This is a genomic window from Mucilaginibacter agri, from assembly GCF_009928685.1.
Lineage (GTDB): Bacteria > Bacteroidota > Bacteroidia > Sphingobacteriales > Sphingobacteriaceae > Mucilaginibacter > Mucilaginibacter agri.
This window is the reverse complement of the sequence record NZ_WWEO01000035.1, coordinates 1-25,544: the sequence shown is the minus strand read 5'-3', so window position 1 is coordinate 25,544 and position 25,544 is coordinate 1. Positions and strand designations below refer to the sequence as shown.

General features: G+C 42.2%; 18 protein-coding genes. 5 read left to right on the top strand and 13 right to left on the bottom strand.

Annotated features, from left to right (window positions below):
• Position 1: 1 nt before the first annotated feature.
• The 6 genes from GSY63_RS02005 to GSY63_RS01980 form a co-directional block, all read right to left on the bottom strand.
• Positions 2-961 (bottom strand): family 43 glycosylhydrolase, encoded by a 960-nt coding sequence (locus GSY63_RS02005; protein ID WP_166584149.1) that lies wholly within the window; start codon positions 959-961, stop codon positions 2-4.
• Positions 958-2,166 carry a glycoside hydrolase family 88 protein gene (locus GSY63_RS02000; protein ID WP_208094437.1) on the bottom strand — a complete coding sequence of 403 codons (1,209 nt, stop codon included), beginning with the start codon at positions 2,164-2,166 and terminating at the stop codon, positions 958-960. The genes GSY63_RS02005 and GSY63_RS02000 overlap by 4 nt, the downstream gene beginning before the upstream one ends.
• Positions 2,167-2,170: 4 nt before the next feature.
• On the bottom strand, positions 2,171-3,478 hold the full coding sequence (locus GSY63_RS01995; RefSeq protein ID WP_166584148.1) for a BNR repeat-containing protein: 1,308 nt from the start codon (positions 3,476-3,478) through the stop codon (positions 2,171-2,173).
• Between the two features lie 63 nt (positions 3,479-3,541).
• Positions 3,542-5,170, bottom strand: coding sequence for a RagB/SusD family nutrient uptake outer membrane protein (locus GSY63_RS01990; RefSeq protein WP_166584147.1), 1,629 nt, complete (start codon positions 5,168-5,170; stop codon positions 3,542-3,544).
• Positions 5,171-5,183: 13 nt separating this feature from the next.
• The gene (locus GSY63_RS01985; RefSeq protein WP_166584146.1) at positions 5,184-8,171 is read right to left on the bottom strand and encodes a SusC/RagA family TonB-linked outer membrane protein; all 2,988 of its coding nucleotides are present in this window, start codon (positions 8,169-8,171) and stop codon (positions 5,184-5,186) included.
• A 241-nt stretch (positions 8,172-8,412) separates the two neighbouring features.
• Positions 8,413-12,411: a hybrid sensor histidine kinase/response regulator transcription factor gene (locus GSY63_RS01980; protein WP_166584145.1), complete on the bottom strand. Its 3,999-nt coding sequence runs from the start codon at positions 12,409-12,411 to the stop codon at positions 8,413-8,415.
• 519 nt (positions 12,412-12,930) lie between these two features.
• On the opposite strand from GSY63_RS01980, the gene GSY63_RS01975 reads away from it, so the two are divergent.
• Complete coding sequence (locus GSY63_RS01975; protein ID WP_166584144.1) at positions 12,931-13,977, top strand: LacI family DNA-binding transcriptional regulator; 1,047 nt, start codon at positions 12,931-12,933, stop codon at positions 13,975-13,977.
• Positions 13,978-13,997: 20 nt separating this feature from the next.
• Here GSY63_RS01975 and GSY63_RS01970 read toward each other — a convergent pair whose 3' ends face one another.
• Both GSY63_RS01970 and GSY63_RS01965 read right to left on the bottom strand, forming a co-directional pair.
• Complete coding sequence (locus GSY63_RS01970) at positions 13,998-15,374, bottom strand: tetratricopeptide repeat protein (protein WP_166584143.1); 1,377 nt, start codon at positions 15,372-15,374, stop codon at positions 13,998-14,000.
• Between the two features lie 66 nt (positions 15,375-15,440).
• The gene (locus GSY63_RS01965; RefSeq protein ID WP_166584142.1) at positions 15,441-15,599 is read right to left on the bottom strand and encodes a hypothetical protein; all 159 of its coding nucleotides are present in this window, start codon (positions 15,597-15,599) and stop codon (positions 15,441-15,443) included.
• A gap of 342 nt (positions 15,600-15,941) precedes the next feature.
• Here GSY63_RS01965 and GSY63_RS01960 point away from each other — a divergent pair, with 342 nt between their 5' ends.
• The 4 genes from GSY63_RS01960 (at position 15,942) to GSY63_RS01945 (ending at position 19,199) form a co-directional block, all read left to right on the top strand.
• Positions 15,942-16,649: an RNA ligase family protein gene (locus GSY63_RS01960; RefSeq protein ID WP_166584141.1), complete on the top strand. Its 708-nt coding sequence runs from the start codon at positions 15,942-15,944 to the stop codon at positions 16,647-16,649.
• Positions 16,621-17,742, top strand: a complete 1,122-nt coding sequence (locus tag GSY63_RS01955) for an AAA family ATPase (RefSeq protein WP_243749131.1) — start codon at positions 16,621-16,623, stop codon at positions 17,740-17,742. The genes GSY63_RS01960 and GSY63_RS01955 overlap by 29 nt, the downstream gene beginning before the upstream one ends.
• Positions 17,743-17,859: 117 nt before the next feature.
• Positions 17,860-18,441, top strand: coding sequence for a Crp/Fnr family transcriptional regulator (locus tag GSY63_RS01950; protein WP_166584140.1), 582 nt, complete (start codon positions 17,860-17,862; stop codon positions 18,439-18,441).
• An 80-nt stretch (positions 18,442-18,521) separates the two neighbouring features.
• Complete coding sequence (locus GSY63_RS01945; protein WP_166584139.1) at positions 18,522-19,199, top strand: hypothetical protein; 678 nt, start codon at positions 18,522-18,524, stop codon at positions 19,197-19,199.
• A gap of 31 nt (positions 19,200-19,230) precedes the next feature.
• Here the strand turns inward: GSY63_RS01945 and GSY63_RS25205 are convergent, their stop codons facing one another.
• The 5 genes from GSY63_RS25205 to GSY63_RS01920 all read right to left on the bottom strand — a co-directional run bounded on the left by GSY63_RS25205 (position 19,231) and on the right by GSY63_RS01920 (position 25,398).
• A complete protein-coding gene (locus tag GSY63_RS25205) occupies positions 19,231-20,043 on the bottom strand; it encodes a patatin-like phospholipase family protein (protein ID WP_166584138.1) in 813 nt (270 codons plus the stop codon).
• A gap of 56 nt (positions 20,044-20,099) precedes the next feature.
• Positions 20,100-22,526 (bottom strand): AsmA-like C-terminal region-containing protein, encoded by a 2,427-nt coding sequence (locus GSY63_RS01935; RefSeq protein WP_166584137.1) that lies wholly within the window; start codon positions 22,524-22,526, stop codon positions 20,100-20,102.
• Between the two features lie 139 nt (positions 22,527-22,665).
• Positions 22,666-22,902 carry a hypothetical protein gene (locus tag GSY63_RS01930; RefSeq protein WP_166584136.1) on the bottom strand — a complete coding sequence of 79 codons (237 nt, stop codon included), beginning with the start codon at positions 22,900-22,902 and terminating at the stop codon, positions 22,666-22,668.
• Between the two features lie 71 nt (positions 22,903-22,973).
• The gene (locus GSY63_RS01925) at positions 22,974-23,954 is read right to left on the bottom strand and encodes a 2-hydroxyacid dehydrogenase (RefSeq protein WP_166584135.1); all 981 of its coding nucleotides are present in this window, start codon (positions 23,952-23,954) and stop codon (positions 22,974-22,976) included.
• A 496-nt stretch (positions 23,955-24,450) separates the two neighbouring features.
• Positions 24,451-25,398 (bottom strand): helix-turn-helix domain-containing protein, encoded by a 948-nt coding sequence (locus tag GSY63_RS01920; protein WP_208094436.1) that lies wholly within the window; start codon positions 25,396-25,398, stop codon positions 24,451-24,453.
• Positions 25,399-25,544: the final 146 nt, after the last annotated feature.

The window sequence follows — 25,544 nt, the reverse complement described above, 5'->3', positions numbered from 1 at the left end:
CTTATCTTTTTAGCTTAATTTTTACTGGCTTAATTTTCTCGAAAACATCCACGGGGAGTATATCGCCGTTAGCGTCGAAATGTAATGGAGAGATACAAGTTTCCCGGTTGTAGCCATTGCCATCCGGAATTTTAAAACGATGGTAGGCGATATACCAATTATCGGTGCCCGGTACCTGCACAACCGAGTGGTGGCCCGCTCCTTTTACCACGCCTTTTCCTTTTAACACCGGAAAACCTACTGCCTTTTTAAAAGGCCCCATAGGGGAAGTCGAGGTGGCATATGCGATGGAGTAACGCGGATCGCGGGTATCGTACTCCGACCACATGAGATAATAAATCCCTTTACGTTTGATCATAAAAGGGCCTTCGTTATAGCCCTCTGGTTTAAAGGAAACAATCTTTGAGGTATCCAAACTGACCATATCGGCACTCAGTTTTGCTATGTTGCACTGGCCCTGGCCAAAATAAAGATAGGCCTGCCCATCATCGTCAACAAAAGCCATGGGATCTATCATTTGGCCGCGGCGCGTTCCTTTTGGAATCAATGGCTTTCCAATTGGATCGGTAAATGGCCCCGTTGGCTTGTCGGCAACAGCAACACCAATATTTACATCGGCCGAGTAATAGTAGTAATACTTATTGTTTTTAAAAGCGATGGTTGGCGCCCAGGCGCGCTCTTTTGCCCAGGTTAAATCTCGCGGTAAATCAAGTATCACACCCTCGTTTTTCCAATCGATTAAATTAGCTGAAGACCAACAGGTGAACGAGGTGGATTTCCAACCGGTTGTTCCATCTGTTGTGGGATAGATATAAAAGCGGCTGTTAAATACCGCAATGTTAGGATCGGCATAAACACCGGGCAACACGGGCGACGGCGCATGCAGCGTATCGGTAGTCTGTGCGTTCGTAATGCCCGCAACACTGGCACACAAATAAAGCAAGGCAATTAACTTCTTCATGGTCGGTCAAATTGTTTATAACGTGTAAGCGCCTCCATAAAATAATAGTCGGCATAGGTAAGCGGTACATCCACTTCCGAATTTTGGGGCAGGCTGCCTACACTATGTTGCAGAATAAAACCTGCATTAGTTCCCTTTGCGGCTAGATACGGCGACTTAGATAGGTTACGAATGATAGCTTCGGCCGTGTTAAAGTATAATTGGCCTGTTTTAGCATCTGTATACTGGCATAACTCTAACAATGCCGAGGCCATAACTGTAGCCGCCGAGGCATCGCGTAGTGCATTAGGAATATTCGGCGCGTCAAAATCCCAGTAAGGAATTTTGTCTGCAGGTAGATGCGGATTAGTGAGTATAAATTGCGCTATTTGTTTCGCCTGTTCCAGATACTTCTTGTCCTTTGTTTCACGGTACATCACAGTGTAGCCGTACAGCCCCCAGGTTTGGCCGCGTGCCCAGGACGACTCATCAGCATAACCTTGTTGGGTACGTCTCTTTTGCACTTCACCTGTTTGTGGGTTGTAATTAACTACATGGTAGGAGCTATAATCTTTCCTGAAATGGTTTTTCAAGGTTGTATTAGCATGAGTGACCGCAATTTTATAAAAGCTGGAATCGCCTGTAACTTTTGTTGCCCAGAACAGCAGTTCGAGGTTCATCATATTGTCTATGATCACCAGGTATTCGGATTTATCAGAATCCCACGATTTGATGCAGCCTACTTTCGGGTCGAAACGCGATGCTAATGACCGAGCGCTGTTGATCAATATATTATTGTAATAAGGTTTAGGTTCCATTTTAATGGCGTTGCCAAAACTGCAGTACATCATAAAACCCAGATCGTGCGTGGTTTTGTTGTACTGCTGTGAGGCTAACATATCTAATGTCCGGTTAGCTTCATTTAGTAGCGCAGCATCGTGTGTTTGCTGATAGATGTAGAGCAAAGTGCCGGGATAAAATCCACTGCACCACCACTCCGGTCCGCTAACCGCAAAGCTATCTTTAGCAGCAAAGTAAGTTTTGGGGAAACGCTCTGCAGGCAGGCGTTTCATTAAAGTATGGTATTGAGTGTCGGCAACTGCAAAATCCCGGTCAATCGCTTTCAGCAATTTCTTGTCGACGTGGTATTGCGGCTGCTGAGCCATGGCAAGCATAGACGCAAAACACAGCAAAAAGAAAAATAAGCCACTTTTTAGTTGGTACATGTTTTTATTTTTTCAAAGGTTTCCATTCAATAATCTCTACGGGCTGCGAGGGTATATTTGCCCGCCCTTCACCATCAACCTGCGTGTTGTTTTGTATAAAGAGATCCAGCACGTGCTTATTTTTCCACAACTCGGTATCATAAGTTGGCTCCCAAGAACCTACTGACCGGCTATCGAGATCGCTGACTGTCCAGTTCGATCCGGCAACATCACTGCTGATGGCAACCGAAACTTTGCTTCCGCGTTCCTCATCGCGAAATATCAGTGCAGCGGCTGTCGACTTTCCATTCGCCCAGGCTACAATTTGCGGGCGAGATATTGGTATCCGTTTGGTACCTCCACCGCTTAAACTAAAAGCTGTTTTGCGAAAGCCAAGGTTATTTACCTGCCATTTGTCGCCGGTTTTATAAACCAGGTGATATTGCGGTACTGTCTGACCCGCTTCTCTCCAGTAAGTAGCAATAAAGGGATGGCCCTGGACATCGGCAAACATCGACGTTTGGTTAATTAGTTCGCTTTGTTGAGGAATTTTGCAAGCGTATTCGGCGCTGGCAGCTGTGATAGGGAGCTTGTATTTTTCGCCTGTTGAAGTTTGCCAGGTTATGCCTCCATCTTTAGAGCAGGCATAAGCCAAGTCGTGGTTACTGGCAACATCGGGCGTTTCGCGCCACACCCAGGAGATGTGGATGGTGCCACGTTGGTCTATCGCGGTTTGCCAATAGGCATTGCGTTGCCCTTCCCCATCTATCAAATTATTTTGTAACCGCTCCCATTTTTGAGTGGTTGTGTTATAAAGGTTTATTATTAAATCTCCGTTGCCAGAGCCGCCGTCGCGGTATAAAAAAAGCAGGTTACCGTTGGCCAGTTTATAAAACTCAGGGTAACTTAGTTTTGATTCTTTGTTACCGACCATTGATAACCTGCCAGATAAATTGAGTGTATATGGAGCTGTACTTTTAGCATAGTTAAGCGGATTGTTGTGTTGCCCCCAAACTACGTGCAAATAGCCATTCCCGTCTACCATAATGCTGATAGACTTATGGGCATCCGTTGCATCACCTTTAAATAGGGTTCGCTTAATTTGCCAGGCAATGCTTCCTGTTTTTCGTCGACCTAATACTACAAACTGGGCCGAGTCATAATAGGCAACGTATTGATAGCCGGTTGCAGTTACCAACGAGTTTTTACGGAAAATTACGGTGTTAACAGAATTAGCTGCCCACCCATCATTAGCGATCAAACCCGACTGCGCGTTTGCAGTTAAACAAAGCGGGCCAATAAATAAACACAACAGAATATACCGGAATGACATTTGATTTTTATTTTTTTATAAAGATAAAGCTGCCGGACGTCCGGCAGCTTTACGCCTGCGTTTTTAATATCCAGGGTTCTGGGTTAAAACTGCATCTTTATTCAATTGAATTTCGGAAAGCGGAATTGGCAATAGTAAATTCTTAGTCGCCAGGCCAGTGGTTGGATGCACAGCATCATTGCTATTTAAGCGCGTTGCACGGTCAACCAGCGTTTTGGTTCGCATCAAAGTCTGCCTTCTGTTCTCTTCGCCAATTAACTCGCGAGCGCGCTCATCAAGTAAGAAATCCATCGTCATTTGACTTGCGGTAACTTGCGGAGCTTTTGCGCGGGTACGTAAAGCATTTATATTGTTAGCAGCCAATGCCGTTTTACCCTGTTGAATCTGTGCCTCTGCCAATAGAAGATAAGTTTCTCCCAAGCGCATCATAATAAAATCCTTTATCATGGCATAGCCAAACGTATCATTAGGGTCAAACGCACCCCACTTGGTAGTACTTGGGCAAATTCTAAATAAAGTATCGGCACCTGCGTAAGGCACTGGTTTGCCATACAAAGCTTTATATGTAGGCGATGGATCATTATAGTAATAGTGGCGCTTAATGCTGTTTTCAGAATTACGCATATCGCCCGCAGGATAAAGGCCATAAATTACCCAGTTGCTTAAACGCAACCTGGCAATGCCACGGCCGCCTAAAGAGTCGCAAGGCAGCATACCTGGTATGGCATAATAAGCTGCACCCCAAACCCGGCGTTGTTGAGCGTTATCTACGTTACCACCAACTACCTTCGAAGAGTTTTCCTGCTCCAGCACCCATAAGGCCTCAGAGTTGCCTTGCGAGCGGCGCTGGTTACCATAAACAAACATGTCAGAATAATAATCTCCGGCTCCGCTTACACGCACACCATAGCGTGCATTTACCAAATTGAATTTGCCGCTATTAATTACAGCCTGGGCTTGTTGCTCTGCCAGATCGTATTTACCCATTCGCAGATAGGCTTCGGCAAGCAGTTGCATGGCCATGTATTTATTGGCACGCGACACTGGCTTACCCTGTGTATTTGTCAATCCACCGGTGGCATTTAAATCGGCCAGGTAAGTGCTGGCGTAGGTAAGATCGCCGGTAATCAAAGCATCGATATCAGCTTGCGGGGCACGTGTAAAATCAGCACGGAAGCTGGAAACAGGCTCGGTAACCAATGGCACCGTACCAAAAAGCGTGGTGAGGTTGTGGTAAGCATAAGCCCTAAAAAATTTGGCTTCGGCTTCTACCTGGTGTTTGCCAATAGATGTGATTTTGGTAGTTGCAGGGTCTTCGGCAGATTTAATGATGATATTAGCGTTATTGATCAAAGCATAATATTTAGTCCAAATATACTGAGCAGCTGCGTCGGTATTAGTTAACAAACCATAGTTATAATAAGGTACTTCTATCCCTTCCTGCTGAGCTGTTGCGTTCGCCACGTCGGTACCTACTTGCCATACGCTAGGCCATCCCTGGCGGCTTGAATAGGTTAAAATACCCGTTTCGTAGTTATAAAGGCCTATAGCCGAAGCTTCGAAACCTAACGAATCGGTTAACGTAAGTGGAGTATATGATGAATATGGCTTTTCGTCCAGATAGTTCTTTTTACAAGATGTGATAGCTAAGGCAAGCATGCCGGCAACCATCGCCAATGAATATTTTCTCATCGTCTTAATTTTGCTATTTTAATGAAACATTAAGTCCTAAAATGATTGTACGGGTTTGCGGATAGTTATTGGTCCAGTCGCCAGAGCCACGGGTCGAATAATTATCTTCCGGATCCCATCCAATCCAGCTGGTAAAGGTGTGCAGGTTGCGGCCGCTGGCGTAAACGGTTAAGCCGCCTAAGTGCATTTTATCGAGCACCGCTTTTGGAAACACATAACTTAGCGTAACATCTTTTATGCGGGTATAACTTCCATTATGCGGATAGCCGTAGCCGCGTGTGTTGGTATAGGCTAATCCTTGAAATTCCTGACTGCCGTTTGTAGGTGTCCAATAGCCAATGTCTGCAGGCGTATTACGTCTGCCTGCCTCATCGGCATAGTTATAATCAGCATTGTTTTTCAAGATACCTTGCGCGGTTTGGATAAACACACTTAGGTTAAATTGCTTGTAGTGGAATGTGTTTGTAATGCCACCAGTCCATTTTGGCGCTGTTTGGCCCAAGATGCTTTTATCATCAGCGGTTATTTTACCGTCGTGGTTGATGTCGGCAAATTTCAAGTCGCCAGGTTTAGCGCCCGGGTCTTGCTTAGATGCATCTTCGCCCTGCTGCCAAACGCCCTGCATGGTGTAATCATAAATTACGCCAATTGGCTTTCCAATAAACCAGCGGTTACCCAGGTCGTCTTTACCATCGCCGTATAGATCTACTATCTTATTTTTGTTAGCTGCAAAAACGATATTAGTTTCCCATTTAAAATCTCTGCCCTGAATGTTTTGAGTATTAAGCGAAACCTCGATACCCTTATTATTGGTTTTGCCAATATTATCCAATACAGAGGTATAACCGGTTATGGTTGGTAAACCACGGCTTAACAGCAAGCCCGAAGTATTAGCGTCATACAAATCGACTGTACCGGCTATACGGCCTTTAAATAAGGAGTATTCTACGCCGACGTTAGCGCTTTTGGTATTTTCCCAATGCAGGTTGGCATTACCCAGGTTGCTTGCCTGAACGCCGATGGTGCTAACCCCGTTAAATGGAAAACGGACTGTACCATCGGTAGTAATTGTTTTGTATACCGGCAAAGCCTCGTTACCCGATTTTCCGTAAGACACTTTCAATTTCAGGTTATCAACCACTTTAGAGTCTTTCAGGAAGGCTTCGCGATTGATGTTCCAGCCAATTGCTGCAGATGGGAACCAACCATATTTATCTGTATTTGCACCAAAAACAGAAGATCCATCCCGACGGGCAGTAAGTGTTAACAGGTAGCGGCTATCGTAACTGTAGTTAATACGGCCCATTTGCGAATTGGCGGCATAACGATCAGCGTAAGATGATGAACTTAAGGTATTACCTACGCCTATATTATTGAAAGATAACCCATCATTAATGTAACCTGTACCAGAACCCGTAGATGTGAAATATTTGCGGCGTTGAGCACTGTATAACCCGGTAAAGTTTAAATGATTTTTTCCGAAATCACGATCATAGTAAAGAAGGTTTTCGATAGTATATGCTTGCGTTTCGGAACTAGCTGCGCTGGCTGCACCAAGCGGTGTATTTGCCAATCGCCCGCTGTAGCTATCAACACGGGTAGGCAAATAGTTATAGCCTGCATTTAAACGGTATTTTAAACCTTTTATAGCACCGCCAAATTTTACCTCAGCATAGCCGTTACCGCTAATGTTTACGCTTCTGTTAATCTGATCTGTGGTTAAACCAAGCATTGGGTTAGTATACAATTGCTCAGGCGATTGCGGATAGATCATGTAAGTGCCGTCTGGATTATATTCGGTTCCATATGGGCTCATCGCTGTTGCGAATAGCAAGTTAGCACGGCCGCCATCATAGTTATTATTTGCAAAGTATGTTGAAGTACCGATGGTTAAAAAGTCGGTAACATTCATATCCAGATTAGAGCGAATGCTGATACGGTTGTATTGATAGCCCTTCACCACGCCTTTTTGGTCGAGGTAATCGCCGGAAATAAAATATTTAGAAGTTTCGCTACCACCAGAGATACTCACGTTATGGTCTTGCATGAAGCCTTGTTGCGTGGCTTCTTTAACCCAGTCGGTGGTAATTCCGGCGTCGTAGTTTGCACGCTCACCGTTATTATAAACCGGTTCAGGAAACTGCTGTTTACCGCCGGTTTGCGACAGGTAGTCCAGGTACTTTTGCGTGAACGAAGCAGGGTCGCGCGGAGTAAGCATGTGCGAAATATTTTCGTAACCTGCGTAACCGCTATAACGAATAACCGGCTTGCCTGTGTTGCCTCGTTTGGTTGTTACCAAAATAACACCGTTCGATCCGTTCATTCCATAAATAGCGGTTGCCGAAGCGTCTTTCAGTACCTCTACCGAAGCAATGTCGTTAGGGTTGATATCGTTTAATGAACCACCGCTTTTACTCAACGGAATACCATCAACTACTACATAAGGGCCGGAGGTTGCGGTTATAGAGTTCTGCCCCCTAACCAATGCCGCGGGTTGCGAACCTGGGATAGACGAAGTGGTTGTTACGGTAAAGCCGGCAACTGCACCCTCTATAGATTGCAAGACGTTTGTAACGGGTAATTTCTCTAAACGAGATTTCGGTACGGAAACGATTGAACCTGTTACGTCAGATCGCTTTTGCGTACCGTAACCTACTACCACTACCTCGTTTAGTTGCTTGCCGTTATCCATAAGCCGCACCGTAATATTTTTGCTGGCGCTGGTTACCTGTACAGTTTGCGTTTCGGCCCCGAGAAAGGAAACGGTTAAGGTTTCAGGGCCGCTTAGGTTAAGGGTAAACCCTCCATCTCCATCTGTGGTAATACCGCGTTGCGTACCCGCAACTTTTACCGATGCTCCGGGTAAGGGTTGGTTTTTGCTGTCAACTACTTTGCCCTTTAACACATAAGTTGTGTTTTGTGCAAAAGCTTGCTGACCTGTGCAAAGTATTACGTTTATGATCAACGTAAACACAATGAAATAAGTAAACTTTTTTCTCATGATTTGATTTTTTGGTTTTTAAAATTTGTTGGGGGCGCTGTATCCATTGGCGGAATACAACATTGGTTTAATTGGGAATAGTAAATTTTTTCCTCATTCGTATTGGTTTTATAATGGTGAAACAGAGCGGTGAAAGCCGCTCTTTGAAATAACTGGCACAACGAAATAAGGCTATTTTGACTTGGGAGGTAGGGGGTAAATTAGGAAAATAAGGGGGTAAATTATGATTTCGCGGGTTTAGCTAGACCAGGTTGTGTTTTAGGGTATAAGATTTTTGAAACGCCGCGCGATGGCGTTTAATAAAATCGGAAGGGTTTAAGCCGAACTGCTTGTTGAATTGCTCACGGAAATATTTCATATCATTAAAGCCCGTTTGAAAAGCGGCTTCGTTTACATTACAGTTAGTATTGATCATTAATTCGGCTGCTTTTCTTAATCTAACAAATCTTATAAACGCAGATAAAGATTGCCCGGTAACAGACTTAATTCTTTTGTATAAAGAAGAGTGGCTCATGCCAATCCGATCGGCTATGACATTTACATCCAGCTCGGGATCTAACAACTGATTTTCGATGATGTCAATACATTTATATAAGAATTCTTTGTTTTCTTCAGACACATTCCGATTTTTCCCTTTGAGTGTAATTTCGCTATAGAAATAATTTTGCAGTTCAGATTTGTTCCTGATAATAGAGCGCACACGCGCCACTAATAACTCTTTATCAAAGGGTTTATTAACAAAGTCAACCGCGCCTTCCTTTATACCTTGCAGGCGTATACTTGGTTCCGACTCGCCGGTTAATAAAATAATAGGGATGTGGCTCAATGCCGAATCTTGTTTAATGGTTTTGCATAACTCTAGGCCGCTTAAACCGGGCATCACAATGTCGCTGATAATTACGTCGGGCAGTTTCTGCCTTATGAGCTCCAAGCCTATTTGGCCATCGCCTGCTTCATAGATCACATAGTCTGCCTGGAAGATTTTTTTAATATAAGTCCTGATCTCCTGATTGTCGTCAATAACCATAATCGACTGGCGATCCGAGATCAACAATGCCAGGTCGTCCGTGGCAACTTCGCCCGTATGGCTTTCATGGTTGTTATGGTCTATCAATTCTTCTACCGCATAAGAATACCCCTGGCTTGCCGATTCTAAAATAGGCTGATTACCAAAGTGTGCTTTCCCCCGCGGCAGGCAGAGGGTAAAAGTAGTTCCCCCGTTTGCATTCGAGGTGTAATTTATGGTGCCAAAATGATGGGCGATAAATGTTTTTACCAAGTATAAGCCAATGCCGAAGCCGGTTTTTAAAGAAGTAGTGTCTTTTATCTGGTAAAATTTATCAAACAATTTTTCGCCTACATCAACATTGATACCAATTCCACTATCCGCAATTTCAAAATATACCATTTCTTCGCTTTGCCGAATAGTGATATGGATATGCCCGCCGTCTGGCGTAAACTTTAACGCGTTGGAGATCAGGTTAAACAAGGATATTTCTATTTTTTCGCGGTCGAGATATAACTCTACTAAATCTTGCTCACTCTCGAAAACATAATTGATCTGTTTAATCTTGGCCTGATGAATGAAACAGGTATAAACATCGCGGGAGAGATCTGTAAAATTAACCTTGGATAGTTTTAATTCAGCACTTTCACTTTCTGTTTTCCTAAATAAAAGCAGATGATCAACAAGGCCTAATAAGCGTCGGGCATTTCGGTAAACGATATTTAATTCTTCGGCGTGCTCTTTATCCGATTTAAGCAAATCCTTTATCGGGTTAATAATTAAGGTAAGCGGGGTACGGAATTCGTGCGAAACGTTGGTGAAAAAGGATAACTTTTTTTCATTCACTTCCTTTTCTTTTTCAACCTTCAGGTTGGCAATTTGCACTTCATATTTTAATCGGGTTTGCCTGATACGGTAAAGCCAAAATGCATAAGTAACCGAACCCAAAATAACGATATAAAATAAATAAGCCCACCACGCGCGGTACCAGGGTGGCAAAACGGTAATAAGTACCACCAACTCTTTTTTAGTCCAAACGCCTTCTGTGTTGGTGGCTTTTATTCTTAAAGTATAAGTGCCTTCGTTAAGCCGGGTGTAATAGGCTGTTTTTAACTTACCTACATAATTCCAATTATGATCCCATTTTTCGAGATAATAGGCATAGGAGATTTTTTCGGGGCAAGAATACTCTAAGGCAGTGTAATTAACCGTAATTGTGGCTTGGTTATACGGTATAGTGATGTTCTTAACCTCGTACAATGGTTTGTTGCCGCTATAGGTATGGCTACCTTCTATCGAAGAATTATTAACTCTAAAATCGGTTAGCTGCAAGCGGGGTTCGTGTACGTAGGAACGGATGCTATCCGGAAAAAATGAGTTGAACCCCTTCAGTCCGCCAAACAGCATTTCACCGCTATTTAGCTTTAATGCCGCGTTGTAACTAAACTGATTACTTTGTAACCCATCTGATGCATAATAGTTAGAAATTTTACCGGTTTTTTGATCAAATTTCGATAGGCCGTTATAAGTACTACACCATAAATTATCGCGATTGTCAACCAGTATATTAAGAATTGAGTTACCTGGTAATCCATCTGCGGCCGTGTAGCGTTTAAATGTATTGTTTGCTGTATTAAACTTAATAAGCCCGCCCCCCTCTGTTCCAACCCACAGGTGGTGTGCCGCGTCCTCTACAATAGCGCGGAGTGGTTGGCCGATGGTGAAAGCTTTATTTCTGTGGCTCACAGGATCTATATTGATCAGATTGCTATAATCTCCGGCCCAAAGCTTATTATCATGGCTCTGGTAAATGGTATGGATGTTTCTGAGCTGATCATCAAAGAGATCGAACCTGTTTTTTTCGGGGTTAAATTTATATAGAGCACCACCCCAGGTACTGCCTGCCCAGATATTGTGCTGGGCGTCTTCAAATAATTTCCAGAAATTTTTTTCCTCTTTTTGCGACGAGGGGTCAAAACAACTATAATGCTTAAATTCTTTTGTAGCGTTATCAAAGGCATCAATCCCCCCGCTAAAAGTTGCAATCCAAATTCTGTTGGTATGATCTTTAAGAATGCTTACCACAAAGTTGCTGCTTAAAGACGCAGTGCCAGGCTGGTGTGTAAAACCGGTAAAATGATTGGCTTGCCGATCCCAATAGCTTAGGCCTCCGCCATCTGTGCCAATCCAAACGTTGTGCTTTTCATCTTCGCAAAAAGCCTGCACAAAATTATTTATAACGCTGTTTTTGTTAAACGCATCGTGCGTATAAAGATGAAACGGAATCTCCTTGTTGTCAATAATGTTTACCCCGCCACGAAGCGTAGTGATCCATTTCCGGCCCTCATTATCTTCAAAACCCGACGTAATTGCCCCGCTGCGCAGCGAATGGTCGGTTTCGCCAGGTAAAAGCGCGCTCAGTTTACGCTGCGCAATATTCCAGATGTTTATACCACCACCATTAGTTAGTATCCACAGCTCGCGTTGCTTTGTGAAGAAAAGGTTGAAAATATTTGCACTGTTTAGTTTAATAACCGTATCAAAACGATCTATGGCGTGACTCGCAACATTAAAAGTATACAAGCCATTATCGGTACCTATCCATATCGAGCCAGCCCCATCCGCAACCAGGCAGTTTGCCGAAAATCTAACGTCGGCCTCAACTTTCATTTCCGCCCCTAGCTTATATCGGCACAGGCCTACTCCGTTAATAAATAACCAAAGCCCGTTATTATTATCTAACGTAATTCCCTGTACACTGTAGCTGTATGTTGTTTTCTGCGGTACTTGTGTTGCTACGGTGTCCGACTTTCGGAATACAAGCAGTCCTGCATTTTCGGTAGCAACATAAGTATTACCAAGCCCGTCGCCGATAATTTGATTAATACCCGAACTTACTTTAACCGGTTGCCTGCTACCTTGCTTTTTATAATAAAGATTATGAAACTGGGCATCTGTATAACAATAATACATTAAGCCTTTTTGTGTACCCACATATATGCTATTCCCATGGGCAAAAACACTTTTGATATGGTTGTTTGTTAGCGACTTTCCATCGCCCCACAGGTTACGGAAAATTTTAAACTGATACCCGTCATACCTGTTAAGCCCATCATAAGTTCCCATCCACATAAAGCCGTATTGATCCTGGGTGATACAGGTTACAGCATTATTGGACAATCCTTGTTCAATACCAAGATACTTAACCTTTTGAGCAATCGAAGTTAAGGGCATTAGTAACAAAAAAATTGCAATAAGTGTAAAAAAGTATCTTAATAAAAAATACGTATTTCTCAAAGCATTTGAATTAGCGGCAATTATTGGTATCGCAATAATAACTTAAAATTACATTAAAGTCAATCCTATAAAGCAGAGTTTTATACGCATGTTGTTGACGAATAATTTTATTTTTCTGTCAAAATCGCACAAATTCGATTTGGGAGAGGTCTCTGAGCCTGCAATCTATTCTGGTTAAAATTTTTGAAATTTGAATATCTCCAATCCGACTTTACTATACTTAAGTGAAAAAATATTTACTTTTTTAATAATCGTTATTTTAACAATTATAACTATTCTCAGAAAGACCGCACTGTACGTTATGCTTTAATCAACCGGCATCACCTGTTGTTAAATTCTCCCCCTATTATTGTGGATTTGCCCCCCTTTGATTCAGTAAATTATTGGCTAATTGCTTAATCAAAAGCGGTAGAGAAGTAAACGATCTTTAACTGCCAGACACTAGCTATATTTCTTATGCTCCCGAGTAACAAGATCACCCTGAAAAAGATCGCACATGATTTGAACATGTCGACCTCGACAATATCGCGTGCCCTACGCGACAATCACGAAATTAATGCAGTTACTAAAGAGCGGATCCTTGCATATGCCCGGGAACTAAACTTTCGGCCCGATACTATTGCACGCACGCTTAGAAACGGGAAAAGTAAAACCATTGGGGTTGTATTATCAACGGTCGAGAACCCCTTCTATTCGCAAGTGATCAATGGAATTGAGTCTGCAGCTTACCAAAGCGGCTACAATGTTTGCATTACGCAAAGTCACGAGTCTTACGACCTCGAAAAAATGCAGGTGGCTCACCTCACCCGAAACTCGGTTGATGGAATATTGATGTCGTTAGCGGCCGGGACCACAGATACCACCTACTTAAAGCGCATTAAAGACGCCGGTCTTCCCATCGTGTTTTTTGACAACATAGATCAGGGAATAGATTCTCATAAAGTGGTAGCAGATAATTTTAAGGGTGCATTTGAGGCCACTTCACAACTGCTTAACTCGGGATATAAGAACGTTGCATTTATAAGCGGACCAGCCAATAACTCTATTACCGTGGAAAGGATGGCCGGGTATCTTAAAGCATTGACCCAAAACGGGATTATCGCTAACGAAGCCACAATAAAATATTGTATGCATGATGGTGAAAACGACTGCGAAATTGAAAATGCGATTGACGAGTTGTTTTTGCTTGATAATAGACCAGATGCGATATTCACAGCAACAGACAACGTTTCCACAAAGGTATTTCAGTCAATACGTCGCAGGGAAATTCAAATCCCGGATGAGGTGGCTCTTTTTGGCTTTACCAATTCTAAACTGGCAGAATTAACATTTCCTGCTTTAAGCGCTGTACACCAACCTGGTTTTGAAATGGGAAAGAAGGCCGCCGAAATGCTTTTAGATCTTATAAAGAACAACCGCAGCAACACCGAATATCAAACAGTGGTGTTGCCCGTACAACTTTTCTCAAGAGCATCTTCAGGGAGCATTACCATATTAGGATGATGTTTTTAAGCGGATTTTTGTCAGTCGTTTTCTGTTGTTTCGGCACTTTTGGAATGATGAGAATGATGTTGTACATGCGCTAATTTTTCGCGCAACCAATGTGTAAGGTTATGATGTATAGGAGCTAAAATTGCTGCTAAAATAACCAATATCAATAATTCGACCGCCGGTAAATGATTACTGATCAAAAGCACCAGCGGATGGATAAGTAATGTAACAAACTCGAAAAACATTAATAGAGATAACACACTCATAAACTCTATCACCCTGCGATGGACACGACTTTTGCTTAACAATAGCATACACAAAAAAAACATCGGAATAAATATAGCTATCCCTATAAGCTGGAGATTGATAAGCCTTTGCTCATTCTCGTGCTGCCTTTCCTCTTCCAGATCGTGCTGGCGCTCTGCTTCATTAAAACTTAAAATTTGTACTTCTTTTATTTTTTGAGCGTTAAACATGGTGTCTTTTGCCGCAACCGCCTGTTTATAATACGTTAGTTCGAGATGCTCATTTTTGCCCTGATAATGTTCTGTAAGGATATTACTGGAGTTATAGATGCCCTCGGCATAAGCGGCGCTTTTTGCTGTTTTAAGCGCATTCAGGGCATAATATAGGCTTGAATCTGCCTGGTTAGTCTTATTAAATAGCTTGGCCATACTATTATAAGTATCTACAATAGCGCTCTGGTCGTCATTTTCAATGGCGTATGGAATGCTTAGACGGTAGTACTCCAGCGCCATTGGAATATTACCGAGTTTATAATTTATATCTCCCAATATAGAAAGGGTATTGGGCATCGAAGCCCTATCATTTAGTTGATGCTGTATGGCGTATGCCTGCAGTTCGTAACTTAATGCCGATTCAATTTTGTTTAGTTTAAGATAGCAATTGCCAATATTTGATAATACAATGCTTAACCTCTTTTTATCATGAAGTGATTCTGCAACCGCTTTGGCTTTAAAATGATAGGTAAGGGCTTTAACGTTATCGCCTTGATCTGCATAAATGATCCCAATATCGTTCAGGCTTTTTAAAACGCCCAAACGATCGTTTATTTCTTCCCGCAATTTTAAGGAGCTAAGTAAAAATGATAAAGCGCGGTCGTACCTGCCATTTTTCCAAAAAAGCACACCTAAGCGGTTAAGGCAGTTACCTTCACCTATTTTGAAACCGATTTTTCTGGAAAGACTAAGTCCCTGCTCCGCGTAAATTAAAGCGCTATCCGGCCTTGATGATTGCAACTTTCGGCTTTTATTGCGCAGCGACTCAACAGTTGCCGTATCGTCAGAAAATTTGTGGCTATCCTGCTTTATAATCTGCGCAAACGCAGGTGCGCCTATGCATATTAAAATACATACAAAGGTCAGTCTGCTTTTTAGATTTAGGCGCATGTATTTACAATACCCTAAACAGGGCAACACTTAAGAAGGCAAACTTTTAAACTACTTCCGGTTAAATTATTCTCCGGCAGGTTCTGATTCGGGTTCCTGATCGTCAACGATGTCGCTAACGATATCCGAAATGCTTGGCTGTTCGCTGGTGTCAGCTCCCAGACTATCGTCTTGCATGGCAACCGCTTTGGTTTTGCCCATGGGTGTATTTTTGTCAAAAGCCATGGTAATTGTGATTAAAATGAATGCCTACTTCTAGTCTCGGTTTTTTCGGCTTATTCCCCATTAAATTTAGGGCATTATTGAATTTCTTTTAGGTTAAATATTGTGCAATTATGTAACGATAAAGTATACACTTTTTCTCATATTAAATATCCAAACGTCCCCAACACTCTTAGGGCTACCGGCTTTTTATGCTTGCAACCGATGACAAATAATTTATTTACATTTGTAATATAACACGCTATAAAGCTTTGAGCCATGTAATCGCCATCGCATAATTTATTTATGATTTTTCCCACTCCAGGGAAGAAAGCGATAATCTATTTTCTTATTTAATCTAAAAACATGGCTATATCACAAAAATATGGTCGTACCTATCATTACCCGTTTTCGCCGGGCACCACGAGCGATGACCGTATAGCGCACGACTACTGGGAGCACTTAAAGTGCATACCTAATCTTATACATACAGAAAAGCTGGATGGTGAGAATAATTGTCTCTCTAAACTTGGCGTTTTTGCCCGCTCGCATGTTGCTCCAACAGCATCAGCCTGGACTGGAAATCTCCGGCGTTTTTGGCAGTTAATCAAGAATGATCTCGGAGATCTGGAAATTTTCGGGGAGAACTTGTACGCCATTCACTCCATCGAATACAGAAAACTACAACATCATTTTTATGTGTTCGGCATCCGCGAACACGATAAATGGTTGAGTTGGGAGGAAACTCAGTTTTATGCCAACATGCTTGATTTACCTACCGTGCCAGTAGTGAAGAGAGAAGCAAAGCCAACAGATCAGCAAATTTTTGAAACCGAAATACTAACACTGGTAAACGGACCCGGGATCTTTGATCCTTATGACGTACATGATCAAAAAGCAACGACCATGGAAGGCATCGTTAGCCGTAACGCGGATAGCTATCCTGTAGAATCATTTGCGCAAAATGTATTTAAGTACGTACGAAAAGGGCACGTTAAAACTGATGCCCATTGGACACGGAACTGGAAACGCTCAGCACTAGTAAATGAAGGGAGGCAACATGTGGACCTTTAGTAATCAGAAAGCCTGGTTCTTGCTGGAACAGCGCTTTGATTGGCTTAAACGTATGAATGATGTACCGCAGGACCCGCGCTATCATGCAGAAGGCAATGTCGCTATCCACACACAAATGGTATTGGAGTCGTTGCAAAAGCTGCCTACATTTGTGGCCCTGCCCGAACAGGATAGGGAGATATTATGGGCTGCTGCCTTATTGCACGATGTGGAGAAATATAGCACCACTGTGATTGAGGCAGATGGCAGCATTACATCAAATGGTCACGCCCGCAAAGGCGCTCAATTTAGCAGGCAACTGTTCTATATGGATAATCCGGCACCATTTGCCATCCGCGAACAGATAGTAGGATTGGTACGCTATCATGGCTTGCCGATATGGCTATTTGAAAAGCCCGACCCATTAAAAGCATTGGTAAAGGCCAGTATGGAAATAAACACACAGTGGCTGGCATTACTGGCCCGTGCCGATATGCTTGGCCGTATTTGTGAAGATCAGGATGAAATGCTTTATCGTATCGATTGTTTCGAAGCCCTTTGTCAGGAAAATGATTGTTGGGGTAAAGCCCGTGAGTTCAGTTCCGACAAAGCAAAAATGTACTACTTGCAACATGATGATGCTTATTTGAATTACGAGCCATTTGAAGAACCGTTAGCGGAAGTTATTTTAATGAGTGGGTTACCCGGGGCAGGAAAGGACAGTTATATAAAAAAGCATTATGCTGACTGGCCGCTCGTTTCGCTTGATGATATTCGTGTTAAAAAGGGCATTTTGCCGACTGATAAAACGGGTAACGGGCAAGTAATACAAGAAGCAAAAGAACAAGCCCGAATTTATCTGCGCAAGCATCAATCTTTTGTATGGAATGCTACTAATACAACTAGCCAAATGCGCATGCAGTTAATCGAATTGTTTATGCTTTATAAAGTAAAAGTGACGATAGTTTACTTGGAAGTATCTCATCAAAACCTACACAGTCAGAATAGAAATCGGGAGGCAATTGTCCCGCCGATAGTTCTGGATAAACTGGCTCATAAGTTGGAAGTGCCTGCTTTATGGGAGGCGCATCATGTGGTATACCATGTGAGCTAAATCAGGAGGAGGCCGCCCCCCAAAATGGTGAGACGGCCTCTTTTGCTATGACCTAATAGCGGTAATACTAAGCATGAGGCCAGCTGCCCGCAGACTTTTATTTCATAAATTAGTTATATGAACAGAGAGGCATTGGCTCAACTTTTTCATAGTACCAACCTGGTTTCCTTGTCGACGGCTAACACCATCGCAGATCAGTTTGAGCATAAGCAACTCTTAAAAAACCAATACCTGCTTACGGCAGGTAAAATTTGCGACGAATACCTTTTCCTGGAGCAGGGCTACATGCGCGCTTTTGCCCAAAACACCGCGGGCGAAGAAGTTACTACCACCTTTTACGTACCCGGGCAAATGGTTTTTGAGGTAGCTTCATTTTTTAACCGTACCCGTTCTAAAGAAAACATCCAAGCCCTAACGGATTGCGAAGGCTGGTTTATCACCTTTAAACAACTTAACGAACTCTTTCACACGCTGCCCGAGTTTCGGGAGTTTGGTCGGTCTGTGCTGGTAAATAGCTTCGCGTCGTTCAAAAACAGAATGCTCTCTGCCATTACCGAAACCGCCGAAGAACGTTATCTCTCTTTATTAAAATCAAACCCCGAGATTTTGCAGCATGCGCCTTTAAAACATATCGCCTCGTACCTCGGTATTACGGATACTTCTCTAAGCCGCATTCGCGCAGCAATGTCAAAGAAATAACACGTAATTCTTTCTTGCCATTTGGCAAGATGCTGCTATAACCGATTGCCGTCCTTTGTCATATCAAATCAACACAGACAATGGAAACTTTACCCATTTACATCCCCGCCACATTTGTAATTACCACTCTACTTACTGTAGCCTTATTTTATAAAGCAAGTAATTATGCTAAGCCATTAATAATAGTAACACTGTTGTGGTTGGCATTACAAACGATAGTAAGCCTCTCCGGATTTTACAAAAACAGCTCGGGTACGCCGCCAAGATTTACTCTGCTATTAATACCTCCCGTTTTGCTGATCGTGGTATTATTTATTACAAAAGCAGGCCGGAGATTTATAGATAGCTTTGCTCCTCAAACGCTTACCCTGCTACACCTGGTACGTATACCGGTTGAACTAACCCTGTACTGGCTATATCTGCACAAAGCAGTACCAGAGGTGATGACTTTTGCCGGAAGAAACTTCGACATCCTCGCAGGAATCACGGCGCCAGCTATTTATTACTTCGGTTATATTAAAAAGTCGCTAAGCCCAAAAATCTTATTAGCCTGGAATATTGCTTGTTTAATATTGCTTGGCAATATTGTGGTAACTGCTGTGTTATCTGCTCCTTTCGCTATCCAAAAATTTGGTTTCGAGCAGCCTAATATTGCATTGTTTTATTTCCCCTTTGTTTGGTTGCCGTCCTTTGTGGTTCCCACTGCATTATTTGCGCATCTCGTGAGCATTAGAAAAATAATCGGACATAAATTTTAATTAAAAATATCATGACCAGCCCGTTATTGCATTAGTGCTGTTTTTGCTCCGCAACCAGGGCTGCGAGCTTCCCGTTATTTTTTATAGCTTTTAAGCCTTCCTCGTAGCCTATCATAAATATTTCATCGGCAGCACCAGTGTCAAATATGCCGTAACCACCTAAGCCGTGTGGTTCAATTACAAAATCGCACAGATTTTTGTGCACGCCAAGGTTGGAGTTTATGGCGATCATGGCTGCCCTGTCTATCAGGTTGCCGAAAGATTTAATCTCCGTGATCTCGGGCAGGTGGTTGCACGATGAACCAATGATCACATCGCAGTTGCCTACCAATGGCTCAACAGGGAAATTGTTGAGGATACCGCCGTCTACATACATACGGTCGTTAATAACAATAGGCCTAAAGATCCCTGGCAAGCAGCAGGAAGCCAATATGGCAATATCCAGATCGCCTTCGGTAAAATAAACCAATTTGCCCGAACCCAGATCGACTGCTGCAATAGTTACGCGGGTTTCCAGTTCTTTAAAGGAATTATGTGGAATGTATTTTTCGATAAGGAAGCGGGCATTTAATATGGAAACCAAACCCGTACTGCCGAAGGCAGGACGCAACAGCTTGAGCAGCTTGGTTTCTTTAATAATATTCAATACGTCCTTCGGTGCAAAACCCGCCGCAATAAATGCAGCACCGATAGCACCTGCGCTTGTACCAGAGATATGGGAAAATCGAATCCCATGATCTGTTAGCGCCTGTATAACGCCTAAATGCGACACCCCCCGTATACCACCGCCAGATAAGGCCAAGCCTACTGTTTTAGATTTATGCTGCTCAGAACCCGAATTCATTTATAATAATTTAACCCGGTCTGAATATAAAAGTTTAATATTTAACGCCGTAAACTTTAGGTTTTTTTGTGGTCTTTATTCCAGCTCATTTTAACCTTGCCGGTGCCATCGTCCTGCGCCTTTACGTGGATCACGATGCCTTTATATCTTTTCTTCTGCCGCTCGGCCTTATCGGTAATCGATAAATCCTTTTTAGGGTTCCGTAGTGGCACATCGATCGCCACATTTGTACCGCGACCAAGGCTATACACCCCCTCAACGTCGGCATTAATTACGCTCGACGAAATCTGCATCGGTTTAATAGTTATTTTATCTCCATTAATATCAAAATCTCCATCAAGATTCGGGATCTCTATATTATTAAGGTCTCTGAATGGAAAGGCAATCTTACCTATTGTTTTCAACGGGTTAAAATCAATAAGGGCACCATCCGTTAAATTTAGTAACACGTTCCCTGTCATAGACTTTTGCGCTATTCCTCCTTTACCGTCAAATTTCCCGTTTACCATTGCCTTTGCAGATAAATACCCTTTCAAATTTTTATAGGTTGGCGCAGTTAAGCCAAAATTATCGAAAGCGTAAAAAAACTCGTGAATATCCACGTGCCTTACCACAGTGCTTATACTAAACCGGTTCGACACATTATCCTGCAGGATTCGGCCACGTATGGCCAGCGCCCCTCCTGCGTGGTTAACAGTAATGTTTTTCATTTCGATGCCATCTTCAGACAGCAGCAGATCGGCGTTGGCATTGGTGGCTAAAAACTTTTTATAAAAAACCTTGCCTACATGCATGTGCAGTTCGGCATGCGATTTATCAAGAATAGTATTCACTTTATCTACGGTAGCTGCCGTGCTTCCTTTTGGTGCAGGTTTAACCGGTGCAGATTTGCGCCTGTTTAAATAGCCCAAAAATTCGGCGAGGTGCAGCTGTGGGCTGTTGATATCCCAGTTTACGATCAGCTTTTCGGGCGCGTTATAATACAGGTTCAAAAAGTTATTAACCCTACCCTCCATTTGCACCACGCTGCGCCCGCTTTGAACCCTGATGTTATTGATAACCAGGTTACCATTATTTACATGCAGGGATAGCGAGGTGTTCTTTAAATTGAGGTCACGGGGTATATAATTAAAGTTAGCGTTATTGAGGTTAATGTAGCCGGCAACGTAGGGCTTGTTAATTTGTAACGCAACCACATCGGCTTTAAATCGCATGCTTACATCGGCTGAGCCTTCGTTAAATTTAATAACCCTGGCAAAGGTTTGGTTTAGATCCGTAAGCGGGAATCTTGCATGAAAATTACCTTGCGCAATCGGCGTAGTAAGATTAATAACGCTGGCGGTATCAATTTTAAATGGCACATTACTAAATCTGCCTTCCAAACGGTATAAATTGATGATGGAGTTTTCGTCGCCCAGTTCTTGCCCCTTAACGTAATTATTGGTAAACATACCATCAAAATTACAGTCGTTAATAACTGCACCGGGTATGGTTAAGGTGTTATTTCTTACAACGGTGGTAATGTACAGCAGAGGGTCGCCGCCACTAAAGTTGCCAGATATCAGGGCGTTAACCGAAATAGGCTTATCCAGGTTAAACTTATAAAGTGTTTTAGAGATGTTAGGCGATACCAGCGAAGCTGCACTTTTCCATAGAATTTTGTCGGCAACCAAATGGAATGTAAAATTTTTTGAAACCTTAGCTGGGGCAAACAATGCATCAAGTTTAAATACATCACCTCCGATATTGAAGTTTTTCGAAGTTACATTGATTTTACCGGTGGTATGGTTCGAGCCCGCTACCAGATCGCCCTCTATTACTTTATCTTTAATAAAACTGCCGTGTACCGTTTTAAAAGCCAGGCTTCGGGCCGTTACTTTTAAATAAGCCTTAGCCGTCCACCCCGAGTCGGGAAAATCCATTTTCCCTTTTAATTGGTTTACATCAAATTTAAAAAGCTTTTTACCCTTTTGATTATCTATCGTGAGGCTTACGTTGTTGAGGTTAATGTTAGACAACTCTGCTTCCAGACTGCTTTTGCCAGATGGCGTTTTAGGTTTATTGCTCTTCTTAAAAATGGATGTATTGCTATATCCAGTTGAATCGGAATAGATATAGATTGCCGAGTTGCTGATATCGATATGGTCTATGCTAATCGTGCCCGACAAAAGTTGGCCGGCATCTACAACTACATCCATGTCTTTAGCATCTAACAAGGTATGGTGATGCTCCATCCATTTTTTATCGCGAACCAATACATTGTCCAGCGATAAGGATGCATGAGGAAAGTTTTTAAACAACGAGATGGATATATCGCCAATAGAAAGTGAACCGTCTATCTTTTCGTTAAGCTTTGTATTAAGTTTGGCCAGCAACTTTGCCTTATTGCTATTAATATAAATGGTAACTGCCAGCAAAAGAACGATGACAAGCGCAATAATACCGCCTAATATTTTTAATACGATCTTTAACCAACGTGGCATGTTACAAACTTTTACAATTATTAAATATGCTTATTTACAAGCTATTAAAGGCATAACCTTACATTTATATTAATAGTTTTAAAAAACAAAGCCCTCAGGGTAAAACCGAAGGCTTGTTTTGGATTTAGGATGAAAATATTTATTTCCACACATTAAATCTGTGGGCGTGGTTTTCCTGTCGTTTAATAAGCCGTACTTTATGTACAACCCCATATCTGAATGCGTCTTTATCATTTTTATCGCTATCCAGCTTTACGCTTTTTTCATAATTCGATTCGCTAACTTCATCTTGTTCCTCGTCGGCATTTATCAGCCGGCCTACTTCATAGTGAATCATCACCATTAAAATAATGTAGAATAAATACTTAGGCTTCATAACCATATTATTTTAAGTTCAACAAACAGCCCTTTAAAAATCGTTTATTTAAATCAGCCCTTAGCCAAAACTTATATCCGGTTTATCAAGGGCTCGTTCTTAACAAAGGCATCTATATTTTCATAAGTTGTTGTGGCAATCTCGGTCATGGCTTCTTGAGTAAAAAAGCCCTGATGCGAAGTGATGATCACATTAGGGAAACCGATAAGCCGCATAATCAGATCGTCTTGAATAATATCCTCCGAGTGATCGTGAAAAAACAGATTAGCCTCCTGCTCATATACATCCAAGCCCAGGTAGCCTAACTTTCCTGTTTTTAATGCTTCTAAAGCATCACAGGTTTCTATCAACCCTCCCCTGCTGGTATTAATCAGCATAGCGCCATGCTTAAAATACTCCAGCGATTTAGTATTGATCAAATGCCTTGTGCTATCCATTAAAGGGCAGTGCAAGGATACAATATCTGCATCCGCAATGGTATCTTCAAAAGAGTGATAGGTTACCCCAAGCGCTTTAAGTTCTTCGTCTTCCACTATATCGTATGCTTTAACCTTGCAGCCCAATCCCCTCATCATGCAGCAAAACGATTTACCTATTTTGCCGGTACCTATTACAGCTACTGTTTTCTGGTACAGGTTGAAACCCATTAATCCTTCGAGCGAAAAATTACCTTCTCTAATGCGATTATAGGCCTTATGCGTTTTTCTGTTCAATGTTAAAATAAGCGCCAATGCGTGTTCTGCAACAGCCTCGGGGGCGTATTGCGGTACCCTCACTGTTGGAATATTAAGCGACGTTGCATATGTAATCGCCACATTATTAAACCCGGCGCAGCGCAACGCTATTAATTTCACATTATTTTGGTGCAGTGCATCCAGCACCGCTTCATTCACAGTATCGTTAACAAATATGCAAATAGCATCAAAGCCTTTGGTTGCCGATACCGTTTGCTCATTAAGCGGAAATGCAAAGAAACTTAGCTCGTGGCCTGTATTATGTTTTTCGAAATAAACCTTGTCGTAATCGTGGGTGCTAAAAACGGCGATTTTCATAAGTACTTTGAATTGTTATGGTGTACGTTGCTTAAAGATAAACCTTTTGGTATTTCAAAATTTAAGGCTTAAAAAAAATAGCCAGGCCAAAAGGCCTGGCTGACTACTTATGAAAAACATGTGCCGATCTACCCCTAATACTCAGCACATACAAATCTTGAGTGATTTTTATTAATAATGAAGTTTTTTGGAAGTTTTGAAGTACCAAATTAGAATTTGAAACATCAAAAAAGATGACCATTTAAAATTTGGCAAATTATAGAATATGCAACACTATATTTTAAAGACAAGAACGAGTCGGTGATGAACACAATGCAGACCTGCGCATCCCTCACCGCGGATTATAGCGCACTGGGTCGACAAGAATTTGTGGGTAAATCTATCATTACTTAACGCTGTATGATCTGGTTTAGATCATACAGCTCATTGGAGAGCGGTCGTTAGAATAATTATGAGAGGCGAGATAGTTATCTGGGCTGAATAGGCGTTTGCCAGTTCATGAGGCCTTCGGACGGTTTTTTTTTAGATTGTTAAAATACTCCGATGGCGATAGCCCGGTAAATTTAATGAAAGCACGAAAGAAGGTAGTACGTGAAGTAAACCCAATTTCCCAGCAAATACCTTCGAGGGTTAATTGTCGCCAGCCGATGTCATTGATGTTGCTTTTCAGGTATTCAATCCTTCGCAGATTAATAAAGTCTTGAAAATGCAGATTAAACTCACTGCTTATCAAACTGGATAAATGATGCGCAGGTATGCCGGTTAGTTCTGAGAGGTCTTTAACTGTTATCCCTTTATTAAGGTAAGGGCGGCTTTGAGTCAGCACATCGTCTAATATTAACAGGTATTCTTCCTTCTTTTTTGTGGTGAACAGTTGCTTTACAAGAATTATCTTTTCTTCCTCGTTTTTAGGTTGCTTGGCAATCTTTGGATAAACATATTCTGTTTCGGCATGTGGTTCGATGGTTAAGTTTAGGCCAACATGTTCTAAACTATACAGAATATGAGGATTAGCAACCAGGAAACCCAGTGTAAGCAACAAGATAAACGACATGGTGGTATCGCTCACAAAATCCAGGCTGATGAAGGTAATATCTATAAAGCGTTGAATTAACAGCGAGCTAAATAAAACGATAAGTGTGATGTTGAATATTTTTAACCAGTTAATTAACCTGTAATTATAACGCGATGGTGTAGCATGCCTGCGGCGCTCGAAATTGATAATGCACATGCTTTGCAAAAAGGTGTAAAATAGCCACAATACCGATTTGGCAATAGATAGCCCATAATACCAACCCGCTTGCGACGAGTCAACAAACCAATTTATAGAGCTATCGGCAAGTGCCCGTTGGATAGCACCGGGGTCGCGCAGGCTTATATTGGTGAGTACCAATATAACGATAACAAAAGGCATAAAATTTAGCCAGTCGTACGGGCGATACATATCCGCCGGCCGAAAAATATTACGTATGCGAATCAAGGGTTAAAAGACAAGATAAATAAAAGCGGCAGCAATTTTACCAAAAACATGAATAAGCAAACCCTTTGTTGATCTGACCTTACTGGCTCTCTGTATATCCGTTTTTGTTA

Coding starts and splice junctions, on each gene's coding strand:
- GSY63_RS02005 (WP_166584149.1), bottom strand. CDS start 961: ATGAAGAAGTTAATTGCCTTGCTTTATTTGTGTGCCAGTGTTGCGGGC.
- GSY63_RS02000 (WP_208094437.1), bottom strand. CDS start 2,166: ATGTACCAACTAAAAAGTGGCTTATTTTTCTTTTTGCTGTGTTTTGCG.
- GSY63_RS01995 (WP_166584148.1), bottom strand. CDS start 3,478: ATGTCATTCCGGTATATTCTGTTGTGTTTATTTATTGGCCCGCTTTGT.
- GSY63_RS01990 (WP_166584147.1), bottom strand. CDS start 5,170: ATGAGAAAATATTCATTGGCGATGGTTGCCGGCATGCTTGCCTTAGCT.
- GSY63_RS01985 (WP_166584146.1), bottom strand. CDS start 8,171: ATGAGAAAAAAGTTTACTTATTTCATTGTGTTTACGTTGATCATAAAC.
- GSY63_RS01980 (WP_166584145.1), bottom strand. CDS start 12,411: ATGCCCTTAACTTCGATTGCTCAAAAGGTTAAGTATCTTGGTATTGAA.
- GSY63_RS01975 (WP_166584144.1), top strand. CDS start 12,931: ATGCTCCCGAGTAACAAGATCACCCTGAAAAAGATCGCACATGATTTG.
- GSY63_RS01970 (WP_166584143.1), bottom strand. CDS start 15,374: ATGCGCCTAAATCTAAAAAGCAGACTGACCTTTGTATGTATTTTAATA.
- GSY63_RS01965 (WP_166584142.1), bottom strand. CDS start 15,599: ATGGCTTTTGACAAAAATACACCCATGGGCAAAACCAAAGCGGTTGCC.
- GSY63_RS01960 (WP_166584141.1), top strand. CDS start 15,942: ATGGCTATATCACAAAAATATGGTCGTACCTATCATTACCCGTTTTCG.
- GSY63_RS01955 (WP_243749131.1), top strand. CDS start 16,621: ATGAAGGGAGGCAACATGTGGACCTTTAGTAATCAGAAAGCCTGGTTC.
- GSY63_RS01950 (WP_166584140.1), top strand. CDS start 17,860: ATGAACAGAGAGGCATTGGCTCAACTTTTTCATAGTACCAACCTGGTT.
- GSY63_RS01945 (WP_166584139.1), top strand. CDS start 18,522: ATGGAAACTTTACCCATTTACATCCCCGCCACATTTGTAATTACCACT.
- GSY63_RS25205 (WP_166584138.1), bottom strand. CDS start 20,043: ATGAATTCGGGTTCTGAGCAGCATAAATCTAAAACAGTAGGCTTGGCC.
- GSY63_RS01935 (WP_166584137.1), bottom strand. CDS start 22,526: ATGCCACGTTGGTTAAAGATCGTATTAAAAATATTAGGCGGTATTATT.
- GSY63_RS01930 (WP_166584136.1), bottom strand. CDS start 22,902: ATGAAGCCTAAGTATTTATTCTACATTATTTTAATGGTGATGATTCAC.
- GSY63_RS01925 (WP_166584135.1), bottom strand. CDS start 23,954: ATGAAAATCGCCGTTTTTAGCACCCACGATTACGACAAGGTTTATTTC.
- GSY63_RS01920 (WP_208094436.1), bottom strand. CDS start 25,398: ATGTATCGCCCGTACGACTGGCTAAATTTTATGCCTTTTGTTATCGTT.